The organism is Micromonospora thermarum (assembly GCF_012034245.1).
Taxonomy (GTDB): domain Bacteria; phylum Actinomycetota; class Actinomycetes; order Mycobacteriales; family Micromonosporaceae; genus Micromonospora; species Micromonospora thermarum.
This window is the reverse complement of the sequence record NZ_JAATEO010000001.1, coordinates 36,989-54,592: the sequence shown is the minus strand read 5'-3', so window position 1 is coordinate 54,592 and position 17,604 is coordinate 36,989. Positions and strand designations below refer to the sequence as shown.

16 protein-coding genes and 1 pseudogene are annotated in these 17,604 nt (G+C 72.9%); 3 read left to right on the top strand and 14 right to left on the bottom strand.

From position 1 onward, the window contains the following. Window positions 1–5: 5 nt before the first annotated feature. Together HCJ94_RS00280 and HCJ94_RS00275 are read right to left on the bottom strand one after the other, a co-directional pair. Window positions 6–1,694, bottom strand: coding sequence for an ABC transporter permease (locus HCJ94_RS00280; protein ID WP_167998910.1), 1,689 nt, complete (start codon window positions 1,692–1,694; stop codon window positions 6–8). Next, window positions 1,679–2,443 carry an ABC transporter ATP-binding protein gene (locus HCJ94_RS00275; protein ID WP_167998909.1) on the bottom strand — a complete coding sequence of 255 codons (765 nt, stop codon included), beginning with the start codon at window positions 2,441–2,443 and terminating at the stop codon, window positions 1,679–1,681. Before HCJ94_RS00275 ends, HCJ94_RS00280 begins: the two co-directional genes overlap by 16 nt. Window positions 2,444–2,991: 548 nt before the next feature. Here HCJ94_RS00275 and HCJ94_RS00270 point away from each other — a divergent pair. Then, on the top strand, window positions 2,992–3,420 hold the full coding sequence (locus tag HCJ94_RS00270; protein ID WP_309227092.1) for a hypothetical protein: 429 nt from the start codon (window positions 2,992–2,994) through the stop codon (window positions 3,418–3,420). Window positions 3,421–3,456: 36 nt separating this feature from the next. Here the strand turns inward: HCJ94_RS00270 and HCJ94_RS00265 are convergent, their stop codons facing one another. From HCJ94_RS00265 to HCJ94_RS00255, 3 genes are all read right to left on the bottom strand, one after another. Then, window positions 3,457–5,115, bottom strand: coding sequence for a sodium/solute symporter (locus HCJ94_RS00265; RefSeq protein ID WP_167998907.1), 1,659 nt, complete (start codon window positions 5,113–5,115; stop codon window positions 3,457–3,459). Between the two features lies 1 nt (window position 5,116). Beyond that, the gene (locus HCJ94_RS00260; protein ID WP_167999158.1) at window positions 5,117–5,506 is read right to left on the bottom strand and encodes a DUF485 domain-containing protein; all 390 of its coding nucleotides are present in this window, start codon (window positions 5,504–5,506) and stop codon (window positions 5,117–5,119) included. 257 nt (window positions 5,507–5,763) lie between these two features. Then, entirely contained in the window at window positions 5,764–6,426 is a 663-nt protein-coding gene (locus HCJ94_RS00255) for a DUF5701 family protein (RefSeq protein WP_167998906.1), read from the bottom strand. A 124-nt stretch (window positions 6,427–6,550) separates the two neighbouring features. Here HCJ94_RS00255 and HCJ94_RS00250 point away from each other — a divergent pair, with 124 nt between their 5' ends. Further along, entirely contained in the window at window positions 6,551–7,285 is a 735-nt protein-coding gene (locus HCJ94_RS00250; protein ID WP_309227091.1) for a prepilin peptidase, read from the top strand. On the opposite strand, the gene HCJ94_RS00245 is transcribed toward HCJ94_RS00250, so the two are convergent. The 4 genes from HCJ94_RS00245 to HCJ94_RS00230 form a co-directional block, all read right to left on the bottom strand. Continuing rightward, window positions 7,282–8,037, bottom strand: a complete 756-nt coding sequence (locus tag HCJ94_RS00245; protein WP_167998904.1) for a LytR/AlgR family response regulator transcription factor — start codon at window positions 8,035–8,037, stop codon at window positions 7,282–7,284. The two genes, HCJ94_RS00250 and HCJ94_RS00245, sit on opposite strands and share 4 nt — an antisense overlap. After that, complete coding sequence (locus HCJ94_RS00240; RefSeq protein ID WP_167998903.1) at window positions 8,034–9,260, bottom strand: sensor histidine kinase; 1,227 nt, start codon at window positions 9,258–9,260, stop codon at window positions 8,034–8,036. Before HCJ94_RS00240 ends, HCJ94_RS00245 begins: the two co-directional genes overlap by 4 nt. A gap of 56 nt (window positions 9,261–9,316) precedes the next feature. Then, window positions 9,317–10,888 carry a sugar transferase gene (locus HCJ94_RS00235; protein WP_167999157.1) on the bottom strand — a complete coding sequence of 524 codons (1,572 nt, stop codon included), beginning with the start codon at window positions 10,886–10,888 and terminating at the stop codon, window positions 9,317–9,319. A 267-nt stretch (window positions 10,889–11,155) separates the two neighbouring features. Continuing rightward, window positions 11,156–12,016, bottom strand: a complete 861-nt coding sequence (locus tag HCJ94_RS00230) for an Fpg/Nei family DNA glycosylase (protein WP_167998902.1) — start codon at window positions 12,014–12,016, stop codon at window positions 11,156–11,158. Between the two features lie 24 nt (window positions 12,017–12,040). Between HCJ94_RS00230 and HCJ94_RS00225 the strand changes: the two genes are divergently transcribed. Continuing rightward, window positions 12,041–13,327, top strand: a complete 1,287-nt coding sequence (locus HCJ94_RS00225; RefSeq protein WP_167998901.1) for a glycosyltransferase family 4 protein — start codon at window positions 12,041–12,043, stop codon at window positions 13,325–13,327. Window positions 13,328–13,795: 468 nt separating this feature from the next. Here HCJ94_RS00225 and HCJ94_RS31345 read toward each other — a convergent pair. The 5 genes and pseudogenes from HCJ94_RS31345 to HCJ94_RS00195 form a co-directional block, all read right to left on the bottom strand. Further along, a pseudogene (locus HCJ94_RS31345) lies at window positions 13,796–14,123 on the bottom strand (HesB/IscA family protein). Between the two features lie 262 nt (window positions 14,124–14,385). Beyond that, window positions 14,386–14,646: a Smr/MutS family protein gene (locus tag HCJ94_RS00210; protein WP_167998900.1), complete on the bottom strand. Its 261-nt coding sequence runs from the start codon at window positions 14,644–14,646 to the stop codon at window positions 14,386–14,388. 419 nt (window positions 14,647–15,065) lie between these two features. Next, the gene (locus HCJ94_RS00205; protein ID WP_167998899.1) at window positions 15,066–15,782 is read right to left on the bottom strand and encodes a CDP-alcohol phosphatidyltransferase family protein; all 717 of its coding nucleotides are present in this window, start codon (window positions 15,780–15,782) and stop codon (window positions 15,066–15,068) included. Next, window positions 15,766–16,833 carry an iron-containing alcohol dehydrogenase family protein gene (locus tag HCJ94_RS00200; protein ID WP_167998898.1) on the bottom strand — a complete coding sequence of 356 codons (1,068 nt, stop codon included), beginning with the start codon at window positions 16,831–16,833 and terminating at the stop codon, window positions 15,766–15,768. The genes HCJ94_RS00205 and HCJ94_RS00200 overlap by 17 nt, the downstream gene beginning before the upstream one ends. Next, window positions 16,821–17,552, bottom strand: a complete 732-nt coding sequence (locus tag HCJ94_RS00195) for a phosphocholine cytidylyltransferase family protein (RefSeq protein ID WP_167998897.1) — start codon at window positions 17,550–17,552, stop codon at window positions 16,821–16,823. The genes HCJ94_RS00200 and HCJ94_RS00195 overlap by 13 nt, the downstream gene beginning before the upstream one ends. Window positions 17,553–17,604 lie beyond the last annotated feature (52 nt).

The window sequence follows — 17,604 nt, the reverse complement described above, 5'->3', positions numbered from 1 at the left end:
CGGCGTCAGCGTCGTGGCGTCACGATCGCCAGGAGTTCGGGTTGGCGGCGGTCCAGCACGTCGCCGGCCAGGTACGCGCCGAGCAGCGCCGCGCCCAGCCCGTACGCCGCACCGACCGGCAGGGCCAGCCAGAGCCACACGTCGCCGAGGAGCGCGGCGGCCACGACCATCGGGACGGCGGCGGCCGCCGAGGCGAGCATCGACAGCAGGGTCAGGAAGCTGCGGGCCACCCCGGCACCGGTGTTGAGCGCGAACGGGTTGCTCGTCTCGGGCAGCGAGTACGCCCCGAGCACCGACAGGAACGTGTTGACCGCCAGCCCGACGCCGTACGTGGCGAGCAGGCTGCCCGCCGTCATCCCGATCCAGCCCGGCTCGCCCAGGATCAGCGCCAGCACCACGGAGATGACCACGACCAGCGGCAGCACGTAGACCGAGAACGCCGCCATCCGGGCCCGCAGCTCCACCTTCCCCGGTACGCCCGCGACCACGTGCGCCGCGTACGCGCTGCCGTCGAAGCCGAACTGGTTGGCCAGGGTCACCGCGGCGAGGACGCCGACGAACAGCATCGACAGGCTCACCAGCACCGGGGAGGACGTGTCCGGAGTGCCGAAGCCACCGGTGCCGTCGACGACGTTCGAGCCGCCCAGGTTGACCATGGCCGGCACGAACAGGCCGACCACGGCGAGGGTGACGAGGTTCGCCCGCCGGCGGGCGTCCCGCCACCAGTACCGCACCTCCCGTGCCACGAGCGCGCCGAAGCGGTCCCGTGGAAGCCAGCCGAGCGCGCGGGGGAAGAACTGCGCGACGGGGGTGCCGCTCGTCTCCGGCCGGGTCGGGGCCTTGCCGCTGCTGGCCGCGCCGACCATCGCCGACTCCAGCGAGCGGGACCACCAGGCCAGCAGCGCCACCACGGCGAGCGCGGTGATCAGCAGCTTCACCGGCGCCGCCCACACCCGCCCCTGCGCGACGTCGATGCCCGCGGTCCACGGCGCGCCGAACGGCGTCCAGCCGACCACCGTGGCCACCGAGGTGAACTGGTCCCAGTCCGCGTCGCGGAGCGCGGCGGTCGCGGCCAGTTGCAGCGGGCCGATCAGCGCGGCGGCCACGGCCAGCAGGACGGCCGCCAGGTCACGGACCCGGCGGGACCGCAGCATGGTGGCGAAGGCGCTGGTGACCGCCCGGGCGGCGGCGACGCAGAGCAGCAGGCCGGCCACCACCCCGACGGCCTGCACCAGGGCGGCCGACCACCCGCCGAGCGCACCGGCGGTGACGACCAGGCCGGAGAGCGCCAGCAGCACGGCGACCGCCGGGACGCTCACCAGCGCCGCCGCGAACAGGCCGGTGACCAGTGTCCGGCGGGACAGCGGCAGCAGCGCGAAGCGGGCCGGGTCCAGCGTCTCGTCGACGCCGAAGAAGACCAGGGGCAGCAGCAGCCAGCCGAGCACCATGAGCCCGCCGCCGAACGCCGCGACCATTAGCGCGTACCGGTCGCCGTCGGCAAGGCCGGGGGCGGCGAAGAGGAAGAAGCCGGTCGCGGCGAACCAGAGCCCGACCAACGACCCGACCACGAAGAGGGCGACCCGCCAGCCCTGGCCCCGGAAGTTGTTGCCCATCACCCGCAGCTTGAGCCGGACGAAGTGCCGGCTGGACACCCGCCGGGTCGACGCGGCGGAGCCGGTCACTGCGACAGCCACGCCAGCTCCTCACCGGTCGCGGTGCGCCCGCCGACGACCTCCACGAATACCTGCTCCAGCGAGCGGTCCCCGCGAACCTCGGCCAGCGTGCCGACCCGCTTGATGGTGCCCGCGGCGAGGATCGCGACGTGCGAGCAGAGCCGCTCCACCACCTCCATCACGTGGCTGGAGAACACGACCGTCCCGCCTCCGGCGACGTACCGCCGGAGGATGTCCCGGATCAACGCCGCCGACACCGGGTCGACCGCTTCGAACGGCTCGTCCAGCACGAGCAGCCGGGGCCCGTGCAGCAGCGCGCAGGCCAGACCGATCTTCTTCTTCATGCCGGCCGAGTAGTCCACCACCAGCGTCCGGCCGGCGTCACCGAGGGCGAGCACGTCCAGCAGCTCCGCCGCCCGCTGGTCGACCACCGCCGGGTCCATGCCACGCAGCAGACCGTGGTACGCGAGCAGCTCCGCGCCGCTCAGCCGGTCGAAGAGGCGTACGCCGTCGGGCATGACGCCGAGCAGCTGCTTCGCGCGGACCGGGTCGGCCCAGACGTCCTGCCCGAGCACCCAGGCGCGCCCGGCGTCCGGCCGGAGCAGGCCCACCGCCATCGACAGCGTGGTCGTCTTCCCGGCACCGTTCGGGCCGAGCAGGCCGTAGAACGAGCCGGCCGGCACGTCGAGGTCGACGCCGGCCACGGCCACCTTGTCGTCGAAGCGCTTGACCAGCGCACGCAACGTGAGGGCGGGGTGCTCACCAGTCATGCGTCCGACCGTATCCGGCGGTGACCAGTGGAGCGCTCCGGCGCAGGGATGATCCACCGTCATACCTCGGACGTAGGGCTGTCCCGCCGATCATCAGTCGGCAGGACAGGCCCTGGTCGTGCAACCGTCGCCGCGCTCCGCGCGTAAGAAGGGCAGGACTTGAGGAAGGGGCGAGGTATGCACGGGGACGACGGGTTCGAGGCGTTCGACGACCTGCTCCGGGAGCCCACCGAGCAGCTGCGCCGGCAGAGTCGGCAGCGTGCCCGCCGTACCCGGATCGCCGCCGGTCTCGCCAGTGCCGTCGCCGTCGCCACGGTCGTCGGCGGCGCGGCGGCCGTGGCGGGCGGTCCGGACGCCGCGCCACCGCTCGCGCCCAGGGCCGACTCCGCGAAGCCGAGCGCGGCCCCCAGCCCGACGGCCGATCCGACGCCGTCGGCCCGCAATCCGGCGCCCGGCCGAGCACCGGCACCCCGCCCCGGTCGGTTCCGGCCGCGGCGATGCTCCAACTCGCCGACCTGCCCGAAGATTTCCGGTCCCTCAGGAGCGACGTGGGCGGCGACTGGCCGCTGGAGTCGGTGGCGAGCCACTGCCGCGACACCTCACCCCCGCTGCTCGTCGGCGAGGTGGACCGGCGAGACGTCCGGTACGACTCGCAGACCGACGTGCTCATCGAGCGCGTGACCCGTCATTCGGGGGATGCCGCTGCCACGGTGATGGACAACGCGCGCCGGCTCGTCGCGGCCTGCGTCCCGAACCGTCCGGGCGACTCGCTCACCGTCCTGGCGGAGGGATTGGGCGGAGTCGAGTCGCTGCTGGTGGGCTCGGTGGTCGGGGGCGAGCCGGGCCGCCTGCTCCTCGTCCGTCGGGGCGACCTGGTGGCGCAGATCCGACTGGACGGCCGTGCGACCAGGGCCGAGGCGCGGTCGTACGCGCGCGCGGCGGCGAGCCGGCTCTGTGCCGGCACCGACGCCTGCTGAGAGTGCTAAGAAGGGCCCCTCCCGCTACCGCAGGCGTTAAGAAGGTGCCCTTCCTTGCAAGCGGAGGGCTTCGGGGGCGTGCAGGCGGAGCATCGTGGCGCCGATTGCGGCCGGGACGCGGTGGCGGGTCGCCACCGACACCGCCACCATCACGGTGAAGGCGAGCGGCACCGTCCAGGCGGCCGGCTGCGCGGTGAGCGTGGCCGGCCAGCCGGACAGCGGCGGCCCGAGCACCGTCACCAGCACCGCCCCGACCGCGGCGCCGCCGCCGGCCAGCACACCGGCGGCGGCGCCCAGGTCGGTCAGCCCGCGCCACCAGATGCCGAGCACGAGCAGCGGGCAGAAGCTCGACGCGGCGACCGCGAAGGCCAGCCCCACCACCTGTGACACGTCCAGCCCGGAGACGTTGAGCGCGAGCACCGCCGGGATCGTCCCGGCGATCACGGTGGCCAGCCGGAACCCGCGGACCGAGCCCCGGCCCAGCACGTCGGTCGAGATGACCCCGGCGACGCTGGTGAGCAGCCCGGAGGAGGTGGAGAGGAACGCCGCGAACGCCCCCGCGGCGACCAGCGCGGCGAGCAGCCGCCCGGTTGTCCCGTCGCCGAGCGCCGCGCCGGGCAGCAGGACCACCACCGCGTCGGTCTGCCCGGTGACCAGCAGGTGCGGGGTGTAGATCCGGCCGAGCACGCCGTAGATCGTCGGGAGCAGGTAGAAGGCGCCGACCAGGGCCAGCACGACCAGGGTCGTGCGCCGGGCGGCGGCGCCGTCGGGGTTGGTGTAGAAGCGGACCAGTACGTGCGGCAGGCCCATGGTGCCGAGGAACGTGGCCAGGATCAGCGAGTACGTGGCGAACAGCCCCTGGTCGTCGTCCCCGGCGGTGCTGGGCAGCAGCCAGTCCGCCGCGTCGGTGGCCACGCCGGACACCTCCGGCACCGGGTCACCGGCCGCGAACGTCAGCTCGTCGCCGGGGCGTACCTCCCGGGTGGTCCCGCCCGGGAGGGTGAGCGTCGCGGGATGCTCGACCACGACGGTGGTCGCGGTCCGGAACGCCGGCCCGTCGGGCGGGGTCACCGCCGGGCGGGCGTCGGCCTGCCACTGCAACGCCAGGAAGATCGCGGGTACGGCGAGCGCGGTCAGCTTCAGCCAGTACTGGAACGCCTGCACGAAGGTGATGGCGCGCATGCCGCCGAGCGCCACGTTCGCCGTGACCACCACCGCCACCACGAGGGCACCCACGGGGTACGGCGAGCCGGCCAGCGTGGCCAGCGTCAAGCCGGCGCCCTGCAACTGGGGTACGAGGTAGAGCCACCCGATGAAGATCACGAAGACGGTGGCGAGCGTACGCAGCCACCGGGAGCCGAGCCGCAGCTCGCAGAAGTCGGGCAGGGTGAACGCGCCGGAGCGGCGCAGCGGTGCGGCGACGAAGAGCAGCAGTGCCAGGTACCCGGCGGCGAACCCGACCGGGTACCAGAGCACGTCGACGCCGTACTTGAGGATCAGGCCGGCGATGCCGAGGAAGCTCGCCGCCGACAGGTACTCCCCGCCGATCGCGGCGGCGTTCCACGTCGGGCTGACCATCCGGGACGCGACCAGGAAGTCCGAGGTGGTGCGGGCGAGACGCAGGCCGTAGAAGCCGATGCCGACGGTGACCAGCGTGACCGCGACGATCGCCGGGACGACGTACCCGTTGTCCACGTCAGCGCTCCGGCCGCTGGACCAGGTCGGTGAAGTCCTGCTCGTTGCGCTCGGCCAGCCGCACGTACGCCCAGCCGACAGCGACCAGGAACGGGAAGGCGGCGACCCCGAGCAGCAGCCACGGCAGGTTCACCCCGAGCACGGTGACCCGGCCGACCGAGGGAGCGATGGCGAACAGCCACGGCAGCCCGCCGAGCCCGATCGCCACCACCAGCGAGAGCCGCAGCGCGAGGGAGAGCTGCGCGCGGACCAGGCCCCGGACCAGCGCCTCGCCGACCCGGGTCTGCTGGGCCAGTTCGGTGCGGGTGCGGTTGGCGCGCGTCTCCCGCCGGGCCACGTCGGCCAGCACGATCCGGGTACGCGCCGGCGGCCGGGCGGCCTGGACCGGCACCCGGCCGGGGTCGTCACGCCGGGGCGGCGCCCCGGGCCCCGTCCCCGCCCCGGGCGCCGGGACGGGATCGTCGGCAGCGGCCACTCCGGCAGTCTGGCCCGATCGGCAGGAATGTCAAGCGGTGCACAGGAGCCCTGTGGATAACTTGTGGAGAACGCGTCACCCCTGTGGATAACGTCGACGCCGACCCGGGTGACCTGCGGTCATGGGGGGCCGCCGGTGGGCCGGGCACGCGGGGCCCGGCCCACCGGCGGGGGTCACCCCAGTCCGACGCGGACCGGGTGGGCGGAGGCCGAGCCGAGCCAGGTGTGCGGGTTGCCCCACCAGCACCAGCCCAGCTTCGGCGCGCCCTGGCTGATCCAGATCGCCGGCACCCGCTTGTCGCCGCAGCGGGAGCCGACCAGGGAGAAGCACTTGTTCTTCGCCAGGGCCGGCGGGTGCAGCGTGACGAAGGCGAGGCCCTCGTCGATGGTGAGCGGGAGCCGGTCCTGGCCGGTGATCACCTCCATCGCGGAGGCGGGGGCGAGGTTCAGGGTCTCCTCGCCCCGGTCGACGTCGAACAGGAGGTACGCCGGTCCGGCCGGCACCTCCAGCTCCTTGATCGGATCGAAGCGGGCCAGGTCGCCCTCGGCGTAGTGCCGGTCGACGATCCCGGGCTTGCTCTTGCCGGCGAGCGTCGTCAGCCCGACGCGCGCCTCGACGGGCACCATCTCGCGGGTCACGACCAGCAGGAACGGCACGCGTCCCTCGGTCGGGGCGGGGAGGTTGGCCGCGCCGGCGACCGCCGCCCCCCGCAAGGGGGCGGCCAGGTCGCGGAAGCTCTCCGGGGTCAGGCCGGCCAGCGCGGGATAGCCCAGTTCCACGAGTCGGTGCACCTGGCGGTCGAATTCGGCGCCGGGGTCGAAGGGGGTCTCGGTCACGCGCGTCCTCCTCGGTCTCGTACGGCCTACCGTACAGTGTACGACGATGGCCGGTTGTTCCCGATCCACCGATCTCTTCCTTCGGGACCCCGCTCCGGCGGTGAGCGTCGATACGATCCCGCCCGTGCTGCTCCCCCTCGTGGCCGCCGCCACCGTCGCCGGGGCCGGCTGGGGGATGCTGCTGCCCGGGCTGATCGACCGGTACGCGGTGACGTGGCCGGACGGCCACCCGAAGCCGCCCTGGCGTACCGCCTGCCCCCGGTGCGCGACGGCGAGTCCGCCCTGGTGGCGGTCGTCCGGCCGGTGCCCCGGGTGCGATCGGCGGGTAGTACCGGGACGCTGGGTCACCGTCCCGTTGTCCGCCTTCGCCTGCGGTGTCGCCGCGGCCGCGCTCGGCCCGACCTGGGCACTGCCGGCGTTCCTCCTGCTGGCCGCCCTCGCCGTGCCGCTGGCGCTGGTCGACCTGCGGGTGCTGCGGCTGCCCGACCCGCTGGTCGGCGCCGCCCTCCTCGGCGGGGTGGCGCTCCTGGTGGTGGCGGCGCTCGCCGACCAGGCCGTCCCGGCACTGGTACGCGGTGCGCTCGCCGCGCTGGCCTGTGCCGCCGGCTACCTCACGCTCGCCCTGCTGCCCCGCTCCCAACTCGGCTTCGGTGACGTGAAGCTCGGGGCCGTCCTCGGGTTCCACCTCGGCTGGCTCGGGTGGCCGGCCGTCGTGGCCGGTGTGCTGCTCGCCCCGCTGGTGAACCTGCCGCTCGTCGCCGGCCTCCTGGTCACCCGTCGCGCGGGCTGGCGGACCCCCGTCCCGTACGGGCCGGCGATGCTCGTCGCGGCGATCGCTGCCATGGTCGTGAGCGGTTAGCGGCTCCAGTCCTGCTTGGCCGCCCGGACCAGCTTGTCCTTCAGCTCCCGGGTGTGCCGACGGCTGACCGGCAGCTCGGTCGAGTCGACCACCACCACGTAGCCGGAGTTGACCAGCCGCAGCTCGGCGATGAGCTTCAACTGCACCAGGTAGGACCGGTGGATCCGGACGAACCCGGCGTCCGCCCAGCGCTCGGCCAGGGTCGCCAGCGACACCCGGACCAGGTGCGAGCCCTCGGCGGTGTGCAGCCGCGCGTAGTCGCCCTGCGCCTCCACCCAGCGCACCGCCGAGCGGGGCAGCATGCGGGTCGTCCCGGCCAGCTCGACCGGGATGGTCGGGTCCTCCTCGGCCCGCGCCAGCGCTGCCGGATGGGTGGGCACCACCCGTGATCCGATCACCCGGCGCAGCGACTCGGCCAGCCGCTCGGCGCGGACCGGCTTGCGGACGTAGTCGGTGGCGCCCAGGTCGAACGCGTCCACCGCGCCGTCGTCGTACGCGGTGACGAACACGATCGCCGGAGGCCGGGCGAAGCGCCGCAGCACCCGGGCCAGCTCCATGCCGTCCAGACCGGGCATCCGGATGTCGAGGAAGACCACGTCGACGTCGTCGTCGCGGAGCACCCGCAGGGCCTCGGTGGCGTCCCCGGCGGTGTGCAGCCGGGCCACCCGCGGGTCGGTCCGCAGGTGGTACGCCAGCTCGTCCAGCGCCGGCGGCTCGTCGTCCACCGCCAGCACCCGCAGGAACCCGCTCACGAGCCCGCCCGTACGCCCGGGTGGAACTTCGGCACGCGCATGCTGACCTTCGTACCGGAACCGAGGCCGGTCTCCACCACCAGGCCGAAGCCGTCCCCGAAGACCGACCGGAGCCGCTCGTCGACGTTGGAGAGGCCCACGTGGCCGCCCGGGTCGTCGCCGGGGTCGCCGCTGGCGCCGGCCAGCTCGGCGATGCCGGCGGTCAGCGCGGCCGGGTCCATCCCCACTCCGTCGTCCTCCACCGTGATGTGGCACTCGGTGCCCGCGTCGCGGGCCTCGATGCTCACCATGCCCGTGCCGGGCTTCCGGGACAACCCGTGGCGCACCGCGTTCTCGACCAGCGGCTGGAGGCAGAGGAAGGGCAGCGTCACCGGCAGGACCTCCGGCGCGATCTGGAGCCGCACCTGGAGCCGGTCGCCGAACCGGGCCCGCTCGATGGTCAGGTAGCGGTCGATCGACCGCAGCTCCTTGGCCAGCGTCGTGAACTCGCCGTGCGCCCGGAACGAGTAGCGGGTGAACTCGGCGAACTCCAGGATCAGCTCCCGGGCCCGATCGGGGTCGGTCCGGACGAACGAGCCGATGGCGGTCAGCGCGTTGTAGATGAAGTGCGGGCTGATCTGCGCCCGCAGCGCGCGGACCTCGGCCCGGGCGAGCCGTTCCCGCGACGAGTCGAGCTCGGCCAGGGCGAGCTGGTTGCCGGCCCAGTGCGCGGTCTCCAGCGTCGCCTGCACCAGGCCGGGTGCGGGTGCGCCGTCGGCGACGGCGAGGAGCGCCCCGACGACCCGCCCGTCCACCCCCGTCAGCGGGGCGACCACCGCTCCCCGGACCGGGCAGTCCACCCGGTCACAGTGCAGCTCCGCCTCCCCGAGCACGGTCGACCGGCCGGCCGCCACCGCCCGCCGGGCCGCCCCGACCAGCTGGGCCTCGTGGTGCGCGCCGCGGCCGTCGAGGGCGAGCAGCCCGTCGGCGTCGGTCAGCGCCAGGCCCACCGCACCGACCAGGGCCCGCAGATGGCGTGCCGCCTTCGCCGCGTTCGCGGTGGTGAGCCCGGCGCGCAGCGGCTCGGCCGCCAGCCCGGCGGTGTGCAGCACCTCGTACGTGGCCCGCTGGGTGGCGGTGGCGATCCCCCGGCGCCCGCGCAGGCGTACCACCGCGAACAGGGCCGCGGCCAGCGCGGTGACCAGCGAGACGACGCCGACGACGGCGGAGAGGTTGCCACCCACGCAGCGATCCTTGCCCGTGCGGGCCGCCCCGCCAAGGGGGCAGCGCGCCAAGGGTGTCAGTACGCGCCCTTGCGGGCGAGCACCACCCCGACCGTCCGCCACAGGATGCTCAGGTCGTACGCCAGCGACCAGTTGTCGACGTAGTAGAGGTCCAGCCGGACCGCCTCGTCCCAGGACAGGTCGGAGCGGCCGGAGACCTGCCACAGACCGGTCATACCGGGCTTGACCAGCAGCCGCCGCCGGACGTCGCCGAGGAAGTCACCGTCGTCGGCGGGCAGCGGGCGCGGCCCGACCAGCGACATCTCGCCCTTCAGCACGTTGATCAACTGAGGCAGCTCGTCCAGCGACGACGCGCGCAGGAACCGACCCACGGGGAACACCCGGGGATCCTGCTTGATCTTGAAGAGCATGCCGTCGGTCTCGTTCTGGTCGACCAGGCCGGCCAGCCGGTCCTCGGCGTCGACGTACATGGTGCGGAACTTCCAGACCCGGAAGGTCCGCCCCTCGTGGCCGACGCGGGGCTGCCGGAAGAAGACCGGACCCGGGTCGGAGATCCGGATCGCGACGGCGATCGCGAGGAAGATCGGCGCCAGCAGCAGCAGGCCGAGCCCGGCGGCCACCCGGTCCAGCAGGTTCTTCGCCAGCAGCGCCGGGCCGGAGAGGGTCGGCTCCTCCACGTGCAGCAGCGGCAGGCCCTCGATCGGCCGGATGTGCACCCGGGGGCCGGCGATGTCGGTCAGCTGCGGGGCCACGACCAGGTCGACGCCCGAGCCCTCCAGTTGCCAGGCCAGGCGGCGCAGCTCACCCGGCTCGGCGCTGGCCGACCCGCAGACGGCGATCGTGTCGCCGCCGACCTCGCGGACCAGGGCGAGGACGTCCCGCCCCGCGTAGATCGGGACCGGCGTCTCCACGCCCCGGGCCGCCGCGTACCCGTCGGTGATGTGGATCGCGACCGGCACCAGGCCGGCGGCCGGGCTGCGGGTGACCGACCGGTAGACCTCCAGGCACTCCGGCAGGGTGCCCACCAGCACCATCCGGTGCCCGGCCTGGCCGACGTTGCGCCGGACGACGTGCAGCACGAACCGGGCCAGGATGCGGCCCAGCAGGATCAGCAGCAGCGCGAGGAGCAGCGCGGTGCCGACGGTGAACCGGGACAGGTCGGTCTTGGTGGCGAACGCCAGGAAGGAGACGGTCGCGCAGACCGCCACGCCGCCGCGGATCACCCGCTTGTACTCGTCCGGCCCGAGGCCCAGGTAGCGCCGGTCGTACGACCGGTTGAACCAGAGGATGACCACCCAGCCGAGCGGAAGCAGGCCGAAGGCCACCGTGTAGAACCAGGTCGGATCGTCGTGGGCCTGGTAGAAGCCGGCCCGGGCCTGGTCGAAGGTGCGGATCGCGGTGAAGCTGGCGAACGCCGCGGCGGCGAAGTCCAGCAGCAGCAGGATCGCGGTGTACGGGCGGTGCCAGCGGGAGACCCGCCGCCGGGCCCGCGCCCACGCCGACCGGGGTACGCCGTTGGTGGACGGCGGTGTCGGCGGCTGGATCTCGAAGCTGTCGACGTGCCGCACGAGTTTGCTCGGCCCTTCGTTGGATACCGGGCGCTGGAGGCTTGTCGTCACCTCACCCATGTCCTCCCGCATGACGTGAGCCGCTCACTCGGCGTGAGGGGTCCACGTCGCCCACCGTCCCAGTCTCCCACGCGGTCACCGCACCCGGACGCTGACCCGAGGGGCGTGGCGTCGGGACGAACCGCGTGGCATCTGGCCGGCTCCGGACCATTTCAGAAGCCGGGGACCGAGCCACTATACCGATGGATGAGGGCCGGAGTAGAGACGCGACCCGGACGTTCGTCGCGCGGCTGCCGATTCCTCTCCGTAGTCGGTGAGGGTTGTCACTCACCGTACCAACCGGGACAACCGACGGTCCGCGAGCGGCTTGCCGCCCGTCTGACAGGTCGGGCAGTACTGGAGGCTCGAGTCGGCGAACGACACCTCCCGGACGGTGTCGCCGCAGACCGGGCACGGCAGCCCGGTGCGGGCGTGCACCTTCAGCCCGGAACGCTTCTCGCCCTTCAGCTCCGCCGCCCGCTGGCCCACCGACCGGGCCACCGCGTCGCCGAGCACGTCCCGGGTCGCGGCGTGCAGGGTGGCGAGCTGCTCGTCGGTGAGCCGGTTGGTCAGCGCGAACGGCGACAGCCTCGCCGCGTGCAGGATCTCGTCGGAGTACGCGTTGCCCACCCCGGCCAGCACCGTCTGGTCGGTGAGCACCCCCTTGACCTGGCCCTTCCGGCTGCGGATGCGGTCGGCGAAGGTGGCCGGGTCGACGGCCAGGGCGTCGGGGCCGAGGCGGGCCACGCCGGGCACCGCCGCCGGATCGGTCACCAGGTACACGGCGAGGCTCTTCTGGGTGCCGGCCTCGGTCAGGTCGAACCCCGAGCCGTCGTCGAGGCGTACCCGCAGCGCGACCGGGCCCTTTCCGGGGCGCAGCGGTGCGCTCGACGGGAACGCCTCCCGGTAGTGCAGCCAGCCCGCCCGGGCGAGATGGACCACCACGTGCAGGTCGTCGCCGAGCACCACGTCGAGGAACTTGCCGTGGCGGCGCGCGTCGGTCACCACCTGCCCGGCGGCGGCCGTGGGTGCCGGGTCGTACGTCTTCAGGGCGCTGATCGCGGCGACCTCCAGGCGGTCGACACGCCGGCCCACCGCGCGCTGGCGCAGGTACTCCGCGAGCGCCTCAACCTCCGGTAGTTCGGGCACCCGCCAACGGTAGCCTCCAATCTCATGAAAATCGTGGTGGCGCACAACCGGTACCGGGAGGCCCAGCCGTCCGGCGAGAACACGATCGTCGACGCGGAGATCGCCCAGCTGACCGCGGCCGGGGTCGAGGTGCTGCCGTTCCTGCGCAGCTCCGACGAGATCCCGTCGATGTCCCGGGCCGCCAAGGCGCTGCTGCCGATCTCCCCGATCTACGCCCCCAAGGCCCAGCAGGAGCTGAGCCGCCTGCTCACCGAGCAGCGGCCGGACGTGCTGCACCTGCACAACCCGTACCCCCTGCTCTCGCCCTGGGTGGTGCGGACGGCCCACCGGCACGGGGTGCCGGTGGTGCAGACGGTGCACAACTACCGGCAGGTCTGCTCCTCCGGCCTGTACTTCCGGGACGGCATGATCTGCCAGGACTGCCGGGGCCGCGCGCTGGGCGTGCCCGCCGTCGTGCACCGCTGCTACCGGGGCTCGCGGGCGCAGAGTGCGCTGATGGCGACGACGCTGGCGGTGCACCGGGGCACCTGGCGGTCGGTGGACCGCTTCATCGCACTGACCACGGCGGTCGCCGACCACCTGCGCGACTACGGCATTCCGGACGAACGGATCGTGGTGAAGCCGAATGCGATCCCCGACCCGGGGGCGCCGGCCCCGCTCGGCACCGGCTTCCTCTTCCTCGGCCGGCTCTCCCCCGAGAAGGGGCTCGACCTGCTGGTCGACGCCTGGCGCCGGCACCCGGACGGCGCGCTGGGGCCGCTGCGGATCGCCGGTGACGGAGAGCTGCGGCCGCTCGTCGAGGCCGCCGCCGCGGAGCGGGCGGACGTGACCTTCCTCGGCCCGCTGGACCGGGCCGGGGTCCGTGCCGCGATCGAGTCCAGCGCGGTCGTGCTGGCCACCTCCACCTGGCACGACGTCCTGCCCACCGTGATCATCGAGGCGCTGGCCGCCGGTCGTCCGGTGCTCGGCACCGCCCTCGGCGGCATCCCGTACCTGGTCGGCGCGGACACCCCGCGGGAGCCGGCCGGCACCGGCCCGGCCGCGTCCGCCTCGGCCGCCGCCCCGGCGACGGGGCCGGGCTCCCCGCCGCCGGCCTCGGCCGCCGCCGTGCCGGCCGGAATCGTTGCCGGGGAGGCGGGCTGGGTGGTGCCGCCGGAGCCGGCCGCCCTCGCGGCCGCCCTGCCGGTGGCCGCCGCCGGTGCCGCCGGGCTGGCGCCCGCCGCCCGCGCCCGTTACGAGCGCACCTTCCACCCGGACGTGGTCACCAAGCGCCTCATCGACGTCTACGCGTCGATCGCCCGCAGGGGCTAGGGGTCGGAGGATCAGCTCCGACCCCGGGCTAGTAGGCGTCAAGGAGACGTCGGGCATGATGCAGCCCGATGCAGCATGCTGTCGAGGAGGAGACCTCAGCTGTCACGCCGGATACCGTGAAGCCCGCAAGCAGTCCCCGTCTGACCAACCGGCTCCAGGCCTGGCTGGCCAGTCGCAGGTCGGCGTGTGTGAGTGCGGCAGGTGGACGCAAAAGCCGAGCATGGCACCACGCCCGCCAGTGCCGCTCATTCGTCAGATGCGCGTGCAGCTGCCGAATCGACCTGACGGGATCAGCGGCTGAGGGGGTCGCTATTTCCGCCAGGGACCAGGTGAGTGCGAGGACGTCGCTGGTAGCTCGGTACTCGAACGTCGCTACTGCCAGCTCATCATCGACGTGCGCGATGAGATCCTGGGCGGCCTGTTCCGCGGCGAACCAGCCGATCGGCACCGTTGTCGGAGTACCCATCGTCAGTGGAAGGAATCCCCACATGCGCAGGCACCGGCAGCATTGGGATTGTCGATGGTGAAGCCCTGCTGCGCGATGGTGTCCACGTAGTCGATCGTCGCGTTCGCCAGGTACGGCAGGCTCATCCTGTCGATCACCACCTCGACCACGGGATCCCCCACACCAGGAACCTTCTGCTGACTCAGCTGGGTCACGTCACTCATCGTTCCCGCTTTCGTATCCGCTATCAGTGCCGGCGTCATCCGTGTGAGCAGGTTCCGGGTTTACGGGAAACACGAAGCGCTGGTCACGGTCAAGAAGCCGGTCGTCGAAGAACAACTGGTACCGCATGCCGGAACAGCCGCCAGGCTGGACCGCGAGACGCAGCCGCAGACCACTCCGCCCCTCCTGCTCGAGCAGCTCCCAAACCTTGCGGACCGCCGCAGGCGTAAGAACCACTCCTGCAGCATTGGCCGAGACAGGCTCAACAACGCGGCCGCCTTCTTCGGCCAACTGGTCGCCATCGGGTGTTGATCCGTCGCTCCCCGCAAGCTGAGACGATGCTGGAACGGTCACGATCTATGGCCTCCTTAGAGCCTGGTGAACAAGGGGTTCAGGCGTGGCGGCTGAACCGGACGTAGATGACGCCACTGTTGTCGGGGTCGGTCTCGACTCGGTCGTACAGCCGGCGAATGTGCCGCTGGGCGAGGAAGCCCAACACGCGCCGCCTGAGCTGCCCGCGGCCCTTGCCCGGGATGATCTCGACGAGCTCGGCCTTCGTGCGCACCGCCTCGAACATGATTTCGCGCAGGGTGCGGTCGATGTCGCGATCACTCTGAAAGATCGGGTGCAGATCGAGCGTGAGTTTGGTCATAGCCTTCCTCGCTGCGTCGAAGCTTCCTTGTGCGTCGAAGCTTCCTCGGTACGTCGAAGCTGGCCAGCGCGCCGGCCGACAACTGAGGACAGTGGACGTTGGGACAACGGTGCAACCGGCCAACCGGTTCAACCGAAAGCCCGAGTTCCGCAATTCGTGGACACACGGGCGTGATCGTCGGCGGGTCTGTGCTGGTCACGGGCTTGCGGTCGGCTCGGTTTCGGCCCCTCGGGCTCGAAGGGCGCATCGACGGCCCTTGTCAGCCAGCACGTGCCCGGGCCGGGTCCGCGGCCGCCCGACCCTCCGTCGGATCCGGATCGCGGCCATGACCTGCGTGAAGCCGGTGCAGTCGGCGCGCTGGCCGGGGGTCGTGTGCCGGGTGATCGGCCGGCCGCGGCGGTCGGCGGCCAGGTGCAGCCCTAGCGGAGGCTGGCGCGGGCGGAGAAGGCGATGCTGGCCAGCAGGAAGCCGCCGTTGACGACCGTGAACGCGACCACCACCCAGAGGGTGAGCGCGGGCGCGAACAGCAGCACCAGCCCGGCCACGAAGATCACCGCACCGTAGTCGCGGACCAGCTTCACCAGGCGTACGGGCAGCGACGTCGATGTGACCATGCTCGCCGCGTTCGGGCCGGACTGCATCACCGACGTCACCAGGTTGACCATCCAGGTCCCGGCGAACGCCGCGATCAGCCAGGTCGGCGTCGACGGCGTCTGCGCCACGGTGGTCGCGGTGAGCGCCGCGACCAGGGCGATCTGGGCCGCCACGTCGCAGAGCACGTCGACTCGGGCCCCGGCGGCGCTGCCCTGGCCGGTGACCCGGGCGAGCTGCCCGTCGGCGCAGTCCAGGGCGTACGCGACCTGCCAGCCGACCAGCGCCAGCACCCCGACCAGCCAGGCCGGTACGCGGCCGTCGGCGACCGGCTCGGCGAGCGCCACGACCGCCACCGAGGTGCTCAGCCCGAGCACCAGGTTGGTGATCGTCAGCGCGGTGGGCCGGAGCCCGAGCCGGTGGGCGACGACGGCGAACGTCGCGCCGATCCACTGGCTGACCGACTCGCTGAACAGCCCTCCGCCCCGGTTGGTCCGGTAGAAGTCGGCAACCGTCGGCCGGGACTGCTCAGCCAAGGTGATCACGGAGGGCGTCAACGTAGTCTCCCAACCGGTTCCGGACGTCGTCGGCGGACAGGGCGAGGTGCTCGAGGATCGTGTAGCGGTCCGGGCGGGTCCGCGGGGCGAAGAGGACCGCCTCGACGAACTGCTCGTCGGTCAGTTCGACGTCGGCGGGGAGCCGGGGCAGGCCGTGCCGGGCCAGGCAGGCCGACATCTCGACGAAGCGCCGCTCGTCGCCCCGCAGGAAGGTGCAGAAAAGCGCGCCGAGCCCCGCCAGCTCGCCGTGCGAGGCGGTGCCCGGGTAGAGCGCGTCGACGGCGTGCATGATCTCGTGGCAGCCGCCGCTGGACGGTCGGCTGGTGCCGCACACCGCCATCGCCAGGCCGCTGGAGATGAGCGCCTCGGCCAGCACGGTGACGAAGGCGTCGTCGGACATGTCGCCCGGGTGGTTGAGCACCGCCTCGGCACCCGCCCGGGCCAGCGAGGCCGCCAGCCCGTCGACCGGCTCACCGCGCACCTGCCGGGCCAGCTCCCAGTCCGCCAGCGCGCTGATGTTGCTGACCACGTCGCCGATTCCGGCCCGGTTGTGCCGCTCCGGCCCGGCCTCCACGAAATCCAGGTCCACGATCACCGCGATCGGGATGTGCACCCCGTAGGAGCCCTTGATCCCCTCGGTGATCAGGCTGGCCACCGGCGAGGCGATCCCGTCGTTGGCGAGGCTCGTCGCCACCGAGACCATCGGCAGGCCGCGACGGGTGGCCGCGTACTTCGCCACGTCGATCGTCTTGCCGCCGCCGATGGCGACCACCGCGTCGTAGGACCGGTTGCGGAGCTTGCTGCCCAGCTCGTCGGCGGCGTCCAGGCTGCCTCCGGCGACGGTGAACACGTCAGCCGACCGCAGCGACGGGCGGACCAGGCCGGCCACCGTCTCGCCCTGTCCCGGCCCCACCACGACGGCGACGTCGCCGCCGGAGGAGATGCGCCCGTCGGCGAGGATCGTGCCGAGATCCGCCACCGCGCCCCGGCGCACGTCGATGTGCAGCGGGGTCAGCACGCTACGGGCTAGTAGCGGCACGCGATCTCCCGGGCGCGGGCCAGGTCGTCGTGGTTGTCGACCTCGACCCAGGAGACGTCGCCGATCGGCGCCGCGCGCACCTCGCCACCCCGGTCGGCGAACTCCTGGTAGCCGTCCTCGTAGTAGAGGTTCGGGTCCCGCCGCCAGGTCGTCTCCAGGGCGTCGGCCAGCGCGTCGGCGACGTGCGGCTCGATCAGCGTCGCACCGATGTACTCCCCGTACGCCTCGCCCGGGTCCATCAGCTTCGTGATCCGAGTGAGCTGGCCGGCGACGTCGAAGGTCGTCTTCATCTCCTCCTCGGCCAGCGTCTTGATCGTGTCGATCGCCAGGAGGACGCCCGGACCGCGCTCGGCCAGCAGGGTCTTCTCCACGCTCACCGGGTGGACCGTGTCGCCGTTGACCAGCAGGACGCCCCGCGCGAACCACTCCCGGGCCAGCCACAGGGAGTACGCGTTGTTCCACTCCTCGGCCTTGTCGTTGTGCACGAGGGTGATCGTGACGCCGTACCTCTTCTCCAGGTCGGCCTGCCGCTCCTGGACCGCGCCGGCGGCGTAGCCGACCACGACGACGATCTCGGTGAGCCCGACCTCGGCGAGGTTGCGCAGCGCGATGTCGAGGATGGTGGTGTCCCCGTCCACCGGCACCAGCGCCTTCGGCAGCGTGTCGGTGTACGGGCGCAGCCGCCGCCCGGCACCAGCTGCCAGCACCATTCCGACCATGCCGGCATCATGTCCCGTTCGTCTGGCGTTCACCGGAGGAGGATAGCGCCGC